At 71.0% G+C, this 10,733-nt stretch carries 8 protein-coding genes; 3 read left to right on the forward strand and 5 right to left on the reverse strand.

What is annotated here, in order from left to right; all coding sequences use genetic code 11:
- Positions 1-131: 131 nt before the first annotated feature.
- Together ACXRVZ_RS09465 and ACXRVZ_RS09470 are read right to left on the reverse strand one after the other, a co-directional pair.
- Positions 132-2,081: a hypothetical protein gene (locus ACXRVZ_RS09465; protein WP_457424912.1), complete on the reverse strand. Its 1,950-nt coding sequence runs from the start codon at positions 2,079-2,081 to the stop codon at positions 132-134.
- 281 nt (positions 2,082-2,362) lie between these two features.
- On the reverse strand, positions 2,363-2,977 hold the full coding sequence (locus tag ACXRVZ_RS09470) for an FMN-binding negative transcriptional regulator (RefSeq protein WP_457424914.1): 615 nt from the start codon (positions 2,975-2,977) through the stop codon (positions 2,363-2,365).
- 178 nt (positions 2,978-3,155) lie between these two features.
- Between ACXRVZ_RS09470 and ACXRVZ_RS09475 the strand changes: the two genes are divergently transcribed.
- The gene (locus tag ACXRVZ_RS09475) at positions 3,156-5,726 is read left to right on the forward strand and encodes a chemotaxis protein CheW (protein WP_457424916.1); all 2,571 of its coding nucleotides are present in this window, start codon (positions 3,156-3,158) and stop codon (positions 5,724-5,726) included.
- 12 nt (positions 5,727-5,738) lie between these two features.
- Entirely contained in the window at positions 5,739-6,503 is a 765-nt protein-coding gene (gene fdhD, locus ACXRVZ_RS09480; protein WP_457424918.1) for a formate dehydrogenase accessory sulfurtransferase FdhD, read from the forward strand.
- Here fdhD and ACXRVZ_RS09485 read toward each other — a convergent pair.
- From ACXRVZ_RS09485 to ACXRVZ_RS09495, 3 genes are all read right to left on the reverse strand, one after another.
- Positions 6,500-7,444 carry a family 43 glycosylhydrolase gene (locus tag ACXRVZ_RS09485; protein WP_457424920.1) on the reverse strand — a complete coding sequence of 315 codons (945 nt, stop codon included), beginning with the start codon at positions 7,442-7,444 and terminating at the stop codon, positions 6,500-6,502. The genes fdhD and ACXRVZ_RS09485 overlap by 4 nt on opposite strands.
- A gap of 77 nt (positions 7,445-7,521) precedes the next feature.
- Positions 7,522-9,582: a sensor domain-containing diguanylate cyclase gene (locus tag ACXRVZ_RS09490; RefSeq protein WP_458232333.1), complete on the reverse strand. Its 2,061-nt coding sequence runs from the start codon at positions 9,580-9,582 to the stop codon at positions 7,522-7,524.
- Positions 9,579-10,493 (reverse strand): tripartite tricarboxylate transporter substrate binding protein, encoded by a 915-nt coding sequence (locus tag ACXRVZ_RS09495; RefSeq protein ID WP_457424923.1) that lies wholly within the window; start codon positions 10,491-10,493, stop codon positions 9,579-9,581. The genes ACXRVZ_RS09490 and ACXRVZ_RS09495 overlap by 4 nt, the downstream gene beginning before the upstream one ends.
- A 27-nt stretch (positions 10,494-10,520) precedes the next feature.
- Between ACXRVZ_RS09495 and ACXRVZ_RS09500 the strand changes: the two genes are divergently transcribed.
- Positions 10,521-10,733, forward strand: a 213-nt coding sequence (locus ACXRVZ_RS09500) for a hypothetical protein (protein WP_458232334.1), incomplete at its 3' end; no start/stop codon positions are given.

Below are 10,733 nucleotides of genomic sequence, written 5' to 3' on the forward strand. Positions count from 1 at the left end.
CCTGATCGCCCTCAGAAGGCGGCCGGACGGTAGCGCGCAGGCAGGGCGACACCGAATCAAACGCCTGAGCGATTGCCGGGCAATATTTCCCTGCGTGACCCTGGGCTGCCAGGCTTTCCTTCGATGTGGCGTCACCGCGTCAGGCGATAAGCCTTGAACTGGTTGTCCGTCTCCACCAGCAGCACGCCGGCCGCCGGCAGATGGGCGGCGCCGTCGGCCCCGTGTGGCAACACCAAGCGGCGCTCGCGACGCTGGGCGTCGTAGATGACCAGCCCGTCTTCGTTGCGCGCCCGCCCCAGGCTGCCACCCAAGCTGTGCACCTCATTCGTGCCTCCAGCAGCGCCGTCATACATGCCTTCCCAGAGACGCAATTCCTCGGTCTGCTTGTCGTGCGCTTGCAGGCTGCCGAAGGGACCGACGCGCCAGCGGTAGCGCGCCGGCTCGGCCTGGGCGGCCTGCGTCCACCACGCCCGGCTCACCTCGTCGCCCCACGGCCAAAAGCCCGGCGAGCCTTCCTCACCTTCGTCGTCGATGAAGGCATGGTCTCCATCTCTGCGCCCGGGTGTGGGTTTGCCTTCTGGCAGGAAGCGTCCACTACTCGCATCGACGTAGACCCGCCCCTCGCCGGAGCCAGGAGTGCCCGGCGGGGAACTCGGGTTCAGCCAGCGCACGGCAATGCGGCCTTCGTTCATCCACACCGCCGCCTCCGCCACCCAGCCGGGGCGGCGCACGACGACACGGCGGCCCGCGCTGCCTTGCGGGGCATCGAAGGCGCGCAGGGTCACCGTGTCGCCCTGCCAGCTCAGCCACTGCCCGGCCGGGATGATGGCGGCGCTGCAGACCTGCTCGCTGCGGGGCGTGGGCCGTTCGGCCAGCGTGGCACCCGTCAGCGGGTCGAGGCGGCGCAACCGCGCGCCTTCGTCCAGCCACAGCTCGCCTCGCACGTCGACGCCCCAGCGCGCCGGCCCGCGCCCCCCGGCGCCGTTCTCTGCCACGCAATGGGCAAGGCGTGCCTGATCCGCATCGGTGGTCGGCATGGCCAGTCGCTGCTCGAACAGCCGCTGCGGAGGCTGGCTGCCGTCCTTCACGTGGCGCACGGCCACGTCGCGCTCGCCCTGGTCCGCCACCGCACACGCCGTCGCGCGAGCGGCGGGCAGCGGGGCGTGACCGGGCATCGGTGCCAGGCCCCCGATGTCGCGGCTGCGCAGCGCCCCGGTGCTGACGAACGTGGACGCCTGGTAGACATCGACCGTGCCGCCCGGCGCCCAGCCTTCGATGCCCCACAGCGCGGCGCCGTCCGGCGCAGCAGCCAAGGCACGCCACACCTTCGCATCGCGGCCGCGTGCGGCCTCATCAGCCAGGCTTTGCTTCGTCAGCACCGACCAGAGCCACACGGCAGCCAGATTGCCGGGTCGGTACTCGTTGACGGCCACCCAGCGGCCCCAGGGGTCAGCCGCCAGATCGAGCCATTGCCCGCGCGAATGCTGCTGCGGCGTCTGCAAAGGCACGCGCGCTCGTTCCGCCCAACCGCATTCGACGAGGGATCGCGCCACGGCGGCAGCTGGGCGCTCATATGTCGACGCCTCGTGGTTGGACTCGACCTGCCACACCCAGCCCGCCTTCAGGCTCAGAGCCGACAGCAACTCCAACTGGTCGATGCGCGACACATCTCGCTGCCATCTGAGATCGACAAGCGCGCCGCTGTCCACGTCCCAGATCGCCAGCGTGATGTCGCTGGGGTCGGAGCCCCCTTCCCAGGCCTCACCCAGCCGGGCTGCGCGAACGAAGAGACGGCGCCCATCGTCCAGGAAGGCCAGATGCAGCGCCTCGGTAGAAGCCAGCGGCCACCGCCGCAGCACGCGGCGCTGGTCCACATCAATGAGCCGCAGCTCGCCACCCGCCTGCACCGCCACGCGCCTGCCGTCGGGCGACATGGCGATCGCGTACGAACTGGGGGCGCGCTCCGACAAGACGTGCTTATCCGGACATGCATCAGCCTCCTGGTCCAGGCTCGCCAGCAACGGCATGGCCAGCCAGTGCAAGCGCGGCTTCTCGCCGCCGGCAAAGTCAACGATGAGCACACAGCGCTTCTCGGTCTGCACGACAGCCCGGCGGGCATCATGGGATACAGCCAGCGCGTACATGGCATCACCGACATCGACTGCCTGCACAGCCGCCCCTCCACCGACCGACTCACGCAGCAGCAGCCGACCTTTAGTCCGAAGCCGCAACCGGCCATCGTCCGAAAACCTCAGCTGCGCGGCGCCGAGCTGCCGCCATACCAGGTCCGTCCGTTCGTCAGTGAGCCCCTCCGCGCCGACTGCTGCACCGATCGCCGCCAGCAGCAGTGCAAACAGTGCCCTCATCCCAGCCGCGCCATCCACTGCGCAGTCGCACGGTCCTCGGCGCGCTCCGACGCCGCCAGCGCCTCACGGATGCGCTGTCGCTCCACCGCCGCGCGGTTCTGGCTCAGCTTGAGCTTCAACTCCCAGCGCGTCACGCGGATGCGAAAGCCGACGATGGCGCCGAGCAGCTTGTGCTGGTAGTCCTCCTTCAACCCGCGCCATTGCTCGGCGTACTCGGGCTCGAAGCGACCGATGAGGCGCTTGAGCAGCGCGTCCTTGGCGGCAGCGCCGTCAATCAGCTCGATCTCGCCGTAAGCATGCAGGGCCGCGTAGTTCCAGGTCGGCACGTTCTGCAGGCTGTCGTAGTGGCTGGGGCTCACGTAGGCCCCGGGGCCGGTGAAGACGGCCAGCAGGCGCTGCTGCTGCGACAGCCAGGCCCAGTGCGGGTTGGCGCGCGCCATGTGGCCTTCGAGCGTGAAGCCGTCGCCCGTCGCTTCGGCGATCAGCGGCAGGTGGCTGCCAAAACTCTCGCCGGCCGCGTCCGGCCCGATCAGCAGCGCCAACGGGTGTTCGGCGATGAGGTGCAGCGCATGGGCCAGGTCGGACGAGGCGAAGTGCTTGGGCAGGTACACGGCGGTGATGGCGTCAAACGGAGAGGGCGACGATCATCGCGCACCAGAATGAGCAGCTCGCGCGGCGCATTTGCGTGATGACTTACGCGCATGCTGCCGTCAGCCTGCCGGYCAGCCCGCGACTCTGTTGCATGCTGCCGCCCGACCCCTCTCAACCCATGCGAAAGAACAGCCTGCGATGAACAAGGTCTGGCACAAGGGTCTCCCCTTCAGCCCCGAGGTGTTGCCCTATCTGCGACGCATGGCGCTGGTGGACGAGCATCGCGAGGCGCTGCTGCGCCTGCAGGGCGTGTGGGACAGCCTGGCCCTGCTGGGCCAGATGAGCGGCACGGCCACCGACATCGCGCACACGCGCACCGCCTTCCAGAACCTCACCGCCACGCTGCTGGATAGCCTGGCCCGGCGCCTGCGCAGCCACGCGCTGCAGCGCATGGACGGCAAGGCCCGCGTGGCCATCGACATCCTCGTGCGCAACCTGTTCGAGCGCACGGCCGACGTCGGCTTCCTCGCCGTGGACGGGCCGCTGTGCGCCCACGCCGCGCTGGATGTCCAAGACCCCGACCACGCCGCCAGCCGCGCCGAGCTGCAGGCCCGCTTCGCGGCCTACACCGCCAAGTACTCGGTGTATGACGACGTCATCGTCCTGTCGCCGCGCGGCGAGGTGCTGGCGCGGCGCAACGAGAGCGGCTCGCAGGCCGCCTGCCACGAACCCTGGGTGGCCGAGGCGCTGGCCTCCGGCGCGGCCTATTTCGAGCGCCACGGCACCACCGCGCTGCTGGGTGGCCGCCCCGGCCTGATCTACGCCCGCGCGCTGCGCACGCCGGGAGGCGGGAACGACGTGATCGGCCTGCTGTGCCTGTCGTTCCGGCTGGAGGACGAGATGGCGGCTGTGTTCCGCCAGCTGCTGTCCGGCGCCGACGAGCATGCCGTCATCTGCCTGCTGGACGCGCAGCAGCGCGTGCTGCAAAGCTCCGACGCCTGGCAGGTCCCGCCCGGCGCACAGCTGCAGCCCAAGGGCGAACGCGTCTTCTTCGCCGGCCGCGACTACCTCTGCGCCAGCGCCGGGGCCAGCGGCTACGAGGGCTACATAGGCCCGCCGGGCTGGCAAGCCTGCGTGCTGACGCCGCTGGAGTGGGCCTTCGAGGCCGGCGAGGACCACGGCGCCGGTGACGAGCTGCGCCGCCTGGGCGCCACGCTGGACACCCGCCAGCTCTTCGACGCCGAACTGCAGGGCATCCCGCTGGAGGCCCGGCGCATTCAGCGCAACCTGTCGCGCACGCTGTGGAACGGCAAGCTGCGCAGCCATGCGCAGGCCAACGGCGACGCGGCCGGCGCGGGCTTCGCGACGACGCTGCTCAACGAGGTGCAGCGCACCGGCGGCCAGCTGCGCCAGGTGTTCGAGCAGGCCATTGACCAGCTGCAGAGCCATGCGCTGGAAGCCGTCTTCGACGGCGCGCTGTTCCAGGCCCGGCTGGCCATAGACATCATGGACCGCAACCTTTACGAGCGCGCCAACGACTGCCGCTGGTGGGCGCTGGACGTGCGCCTGCGGCGCGCGCTGGCCGCCCAGGGAACAGCGCAGGCGCAGGCGGCCGCGGCCGAGGCCCAGCAGGTGCTGCAACACATCAACGGGCTCTACACCGTCTACTCGCTGCTGCTCGTCTTCGACCCGCAGGGCCGCGTCGTCGCCGTGTCGGACCCGGCCCAGGCCGGCCATGTCGGGCAACGGCTGGAGGCGGGCTGGGTGAATGCCGCGCTGACGCTGCGCGACCCGGAGCGCTATGTCGTGTCGCAGCATGAAGCCAGCGCGCTGTACGAGACGGCGCAACCCACCTACATCTACGCGACCTCGCTGCAGCACGAAGGCCAGGTCGTCGGCGGCATCGCCATCGTCTTCGACGGCGCGCCGCAGTTCGCCGCCATGCTGGCCGACGCCCTGCCCGACACCGCCGGTACAGACGTTGAAAACACGGCCGCAGGCCTGTTCGTCGCCCGCAACGGCCGCGTGGTGGCCAGCTCCGACGCGCGCTGGCCCGCCGGCACGACGGCGCCCGTGCCGCCCGCCATGCTGGCCGGCCTGGCTGCCGGCAACACGCTGCGCACCGAGCTGGAGATTGACGGCATGGTCTACGCCGCCGGCCTCGCCATGTCCCAGGGCTACCGCGAGTACCGCCAGGGCCAAGCCGCGTCGCCCGAGGACGTGGCCGCCGTGCTGCTGCTGCCGCTCGGCCCGCGCATGCCGGCGCAGGCCGCCGCCAGCGAGACGGGCTTTGCGCCACCACCCGCCCAGGCCGCCGCCGAGACGCTGGACATCGCCGCCTTCAGTGTGGCCGGCCAGTGGCTGGGCCTGCCCGCCGGCCAGCTCGTCGAGGCCGTCGAGCAGCCGCGCCTGACGGCCATTCCCAACGCACCGCGGGCCCTCGTCGGCATGCTGCAGCACGAGGGCCGCATGCTGCCAGTGCTGGACCTGAACCTGGCCCTCTACGGCCGCGCGCCCGACACGCTCGACGGCCCCGTCATCATCTGCCGCAACGAGCGCGGCCAGGGCCTGGCCGTGCGCGTGGACGAGCTGGGTCCCGTGTTCACCATCCCGGCGGCGCAAGCCCTGCCCAGCCCCGGCACGCGGGCGCGGCTGGTGCGCGGCGCAGAGGGGTCCAGCCACCGCATGCTGACGCTGCTGCCGCCCGAAGACCTGTGGGCGCACGTCGGCATGGCGGCGCCCAGCCAGACGGCGCTGCCGGCGCCCTGAGGACGGTCGCTCATGGCCGCACTCCCGCCCCTGACCAGCCTGCGCCCCCACGGCGCCAGCGCGGACGAGGAGGTCGCCGTCGAAGTGCCGGTGGCGCTGACGGTCAACGGCATCTCGCAGGCGGTCATGCTGGCGACGCCGGCCGACCTGGCCGACTTCGCGCTCGGCTTCGGCCTGAGCGAGGGCTGGTTCACGGCGCGGCAGGAGCTGCTGGACGTCGAGGCCACGGCGCAGGCCGAAGGCATCGAGCTGGCGCTGACCGTGACGGCCGCCTGCGAGCAGCGCCTGAAAGCCCGCCGCCGCACGCTGGCCGGGCGCACCGGCTGCGGCCTGTGCGGCGTCGAGAGCCTAGCCGAGCTGGTCAGCCGGCGGCCCGGCGCCGTCAAGGCGCCCTCGCTGGAGCCTGGTGCACTGGACCGCGCGCTGGCCGCCCTGCCTGCAGCCCAGGTATTGAACGCACGCTGCGGTGGCCTGCACGGCGCGGCCTGGTGCTCAAGCCGCGGCGAGCTGCTGCTGGTGCGTGAAGACATCGGCCGGCATAACGCGCTGGACAAGCTGACCGGCGCCCTCGCCCGCCAGGATGCTGACGTTCGCGACGGCTTCGTGCTGATGTCCAGCCGCGCAAGCTTCGAACTGGTGCACAAGACGGCCATGGCCGGCGCGGGCCTGCTGGCCTGCATGTCGGCGCCCAGCAGCCTGGCGATTGAGACAGCGCAGAGCCTGGGGTTGCAGCTCTGGGCTTTTGTGCGCGAGGGCCGCGCGACGCGCTACGCCTAAGGTTTCCCGACCTGGCTGGGCTCGAGCGCGACCGGGCGGATGGCGCCGTCGGCGTCGTACTCCAGCGGCGCGAGGGTGATCGACCGTCTATGGCTGCCGCCGCCCGGCAGCAGCTTGTCGTGGAAGAAGATGAAGCTGCGGCCCTCATGCGCCAGGATGGCCTGATGGTTGGTGGAGATCTTCAGGTAGTCGATCACCAGGCCACGATAAGTGAACGGCCCCAGCGGTGATCTGCCCGTGGCATAGACGATCTGCCCCGGCCAGCCGGTCGAGAACGTGAAGTAGTAAACCCCGCCGCGCTCGTGCAGGAAGGGGGCCTCGCCGTAGGTCTTCTTCTGCTCGGCCAGCCCCTGGATCTGCACGTTCTGGATGGGGCCGTCCAGGCTGATCATGTCGGCCTTCAGCTTGACGACCTTGGGCACGCGGGTGCCAAAGTAGAGGTAAGCCTGGCCGGCCTTGTCGACGTACACGGCCGGGTCGATGGGCTCGTCGCCTGCATTGGCGTCACGGGCCTTGTCGACCAGCGCGTCGCTGCGCGCATCGGTGAAGCCGCCGTCCGGCCGGTCCGACACCGCCACGCCTATCCGGTCGCCGCCGACCGGCGCGTAGAAGAAGTATTTGCCGCCACGGAAGGCCGCCTCCGGCGCCCAGGCCTTGGCGTCGGGCCGCGCCCACTTGAACACGCTCACGTCCAGAGGCAAGCCGGCATCCGTCCAGGTGCTCAGGTCCGGCGAGGTGTACAGCCGCCAGCTGGTGGAGTCCCAGTACTTGCCCGAGTTGGACGCGTCGTCCGTCGCGTAGAGGTAGAAGCCGCTGCCCGCCGCCGTCGTGAAGTGGTGGGGCGAGGGATCGGCGTTAAAGCGCGTCGAGATGGGCCTGGCGCCCTGGGCGCCGGCAGACAGGGTGGCRCAGGCCAGCAAGGCGCAGAAGAGGTGTCGCATGGCGCCGGAGTTTAGGAATCGCGCCCGACGTACGACGCTTGCCGCCGGCATCGCTCACAAAGATGAGCGCGGCCGCCTCAGCGCATCGTCGCCAGCGGCGCAGGCGCCATCTCGCCCTCACCGGCCGCGAAGCAGCTCACGGCGATCTGGTCGCGCCCGTTGCGCTTGGCCTCGTAGAGCGCCGCGTCGGCCGCCGCGTACATGGCCTCGGGCGTCAGGCGCGACGTGGGCGCGGCCCACCAGGCCAGGCCGAAGCTGGCCGTCACGACCTTCATCGGGCTCTGCGCATGCGGCATGGCCAAGGCATGCAGGGCCACGCTGAGCTGGCTGACGAAGTGCTGCGCCGTCTCGGCCGAGGCTGCCGAGAAGATGACGCAGAACTCTTCGCCGCCCAGGCGGAAAAGCGCGTCGGTCGAGCGTTTGAGGCCGTCCTTCAGCGTCACCGCCAACACCTTGAGCACGGCATCGCCGGCCTGGTGACCGTAATGGTCGTTGTAGGCCTTGAAGTGGTCGACATCGATCATGCACAGGGCCACCGCCTGGCCGCGCTGCGCACCGGCGAGGGCCGCCAGGCAGACGTCGTTGAAGTGGCGCCGGTTGAAGGCGCCAGTGAGCGCGTCCAGGATGGCCAGGTCGCGCAGCTGGCGGTTGGCGGCCTCCAGCGCGCGGGCGTCGTCGTGCAGGCRCTGCTCGTCGGCCTTACGGCGCGAGATGTCCATGTGCGTGCCGGCCAGGCGCAGCGGCCTGCCCTCGTCGTCGCGCTCGAAGACGCGGCCCATGCTCTGTATCCACACCCAGTGACCCTGGGCGTGGCGCATGCGGAACTCGGCCGAGTAGCGCTCGTCCTCACCGTTGAAATGGCGCTTCATCGCGTTGTGGGCCTCGATGAGGTCGCCGGCGTGGCACAGGCGCTCCCAGGTCGTGCCGGTGACGGGCTCCAGTTCGGCACAGGTGCGCCCCAGCATCTGCGCCCAGCGCTCGTTGATGACGAGGCGGCCGGTGTCGATGTGCAGGTCCCAGATGCCGGCGGCGGTGCCGTCCAGCACATTGGTCAGGTGCTGGCGGTCCTCGGCCAGCGCGGCCTCGGTGCGCTCCAGGCGGCGGCGGATGACGAGGGCGCGGGTCATGGCCAGCGCGACCAGCAGCGTCGCCACGCCGCCGCCCGCCAGGGCCAGCAGCGGCGCCTCGTCGCGGCCACCGCCGACGAAGCTGGGACGCGGCCTCAGCACGAGCTGCCAGGGCCGGCCGCCGACGTCGACGCTGAGCGCGGTGTCGGTCGCATCAGTGCGAAGGGGCTCGCTGCCGGCCGACGAGAAGATCAGGCGGTGCTGGCCGTCCTGGTCGAAGACGAAGAGGTCCAGCTCGTTGGCGTCGGCGCGCAGGGCCGCCTCGCGCATCAGCTCGGGCACCTCGATGACACCGGCCAGATAGCCCAGCAGCCCGGCGCGGCGCGCCTCCACGCCGGCCGGCCGGGCCGAGCGATAGACCGGTGCCGACACCGCAAAGCCGCTCACCGCCGGCCCGGTGTGGTCGCGCCGGATCAGGCCGAAGGTTTCCGAGGCCACCGGCGAGCCGGCGTCCCGCGCCAGCAGCTTGGAGCGCATGCGGCGCGGGTCGAAGGCCATGTCCACACCCAGCGCGGCGCCCGTCGCCGGCCAGGAATACAGCACGGGCACATGCAGCTCGCGTTCTCGGACGGGGATGAAGCCATCGCTTTCCTTGCCCGGCGCCGGTTCGACGACGCGATAACCCGGCTGCTCGAGGCCGGCGCGGCGTTCGAACTCGGCCAACTGGCCGCGCGGCACGACGGGCTGCCATTCCAGCAGCGTCATCGTCGCCGACTCGCCCAGCAGGCTGGCGCCATAACGCGAGAACTGCTCGCGCGTCGGCCCACCCTGGGCCGAGAACATCAGGCTGCTGACCTGCAAGGCCTCCACCACACGCACCAGCTGTAGGTCAAACGCGCCGACGACGCTCTGACCCATCGCGTTGAGCAGCTCACGCTGCTGGGCCGCCTCCTTGGTCGCGAGCGACCGGTAGGCGCTGACGCTGCTGAACAGGCCCAGGACGATCAGCGCCATCACGAGGGCCGCGTCCGTCAGCAGCGGCCACATCCGGCGCGGCGCGCGGCGCGTCATGGCGCGGGCCCCAGCAGCGTCACCAGACGCTGGTAGAACTGCGCCTGCTGTCGCGCGAACTGGCCCGGGTCGGGCATGGCGCGGATGCGTGGCGAGGCGCCGGCGGCCTCGGTGCCGGCCTGCCACTCGGGGTCGTCCGCCACGCGCTCGAGGATGCCGCGCCAGCGCGCCACCACGGCGGGCGGCAGGCCCGCCGGCCCGACGAGCGCGGACCAGCCCTGCAGGTTCTGCATATCGCGCAGGCCCACCTCGGCGGCGTTGTGCAGCTGCGGCAGCGACTTCAGTCGCCCTTGGGCCGTCGTCATCAGCCCCCGCACGGCGCCGGACTGCACCGCCGGCACCACGCTGCGTGCGCTGTTGCAGGTGAAGTCCGCCTCGCCGTCGAGCAGCGCCTGCGTCGCCTGCGGGCCCTGAACGAAATGCACCGGCCGGGCCGCATCGGCGGGCAGGCCGGACAGCGCCAGCAGGTAGCGCACCGCCAGGTATTGCAAGGTGCCCGCCCCGCCGGTGCTGTAGCGCAGCCGCCCGGGCGCCGCGGCAATGGCCGCCTGCAGTTCCCGCATCGACGTGATGGGCGACCCCACGCGAACGGCACAGATGAGCGGCGCCTGGTCCAGCACGGCCAGCACTGTGAAGCCGGACAGCGGCACCGAGTTCTGCGGCGACAGCGCGGGCTGGACGATGAGGTTGCCCACCCGGCCGACCATCAGCGTGCGGCCATCGGCCGGTGCGGCCTGCGTGACCCGGTTGGCCGCGCCGCCGGACTCCGCCGTTAGGTAAACGGGCTCGAACGACTGGCCGGCGACCCGGCCGATGCTGGCCATGAGCAACCGGGCCGACTTGTCCGTCTCGCCACCGGCACCGTAGGGCAGGTAGAGCCGCACCGACGCGGCGCCACTGGGCGCAGGCACGCCCGTGGGCGGAGTCGCGCCGCCTTCATGCGGGCGCGCGCACACCGCTCCACCGGCCAGCATCGAGCCGGCCAATGTGAGCTGCGTGATGAGCTTTTCGCCCCAACGGATTCTTCTTGCGAGCGCCACAAGGCCATCATAAATAGTCGAATCGAACCCGTAATTGATAAATTCGCAAACGAATTGCTCAATTCGTCACAAGCAATCGATGCGGATGAGGGATGTGGCGAAGTTGATCGC

Source organism: Roseateles sp. P5_E8, assembly GCF_054177665.1.

What these genes read in the sequence shown, in the direction of transcription:
- fdhD (WP_457424918.1), top strand. Translation starts at nt 5,739, where the DNA reads ATGGCCGCACTCCCGCCCCTGACCAGCCTGCGCCCCCACGGCGCCAGC.
- ACXRVZ_RS09475 (WP_457424916.1), top strand. Translation starts at nt 3,156, where the DNA reads ATGAACAAGGTCTGGCACAAGGGTCTCCCCTTCAGCCCCGAGGTGTTG.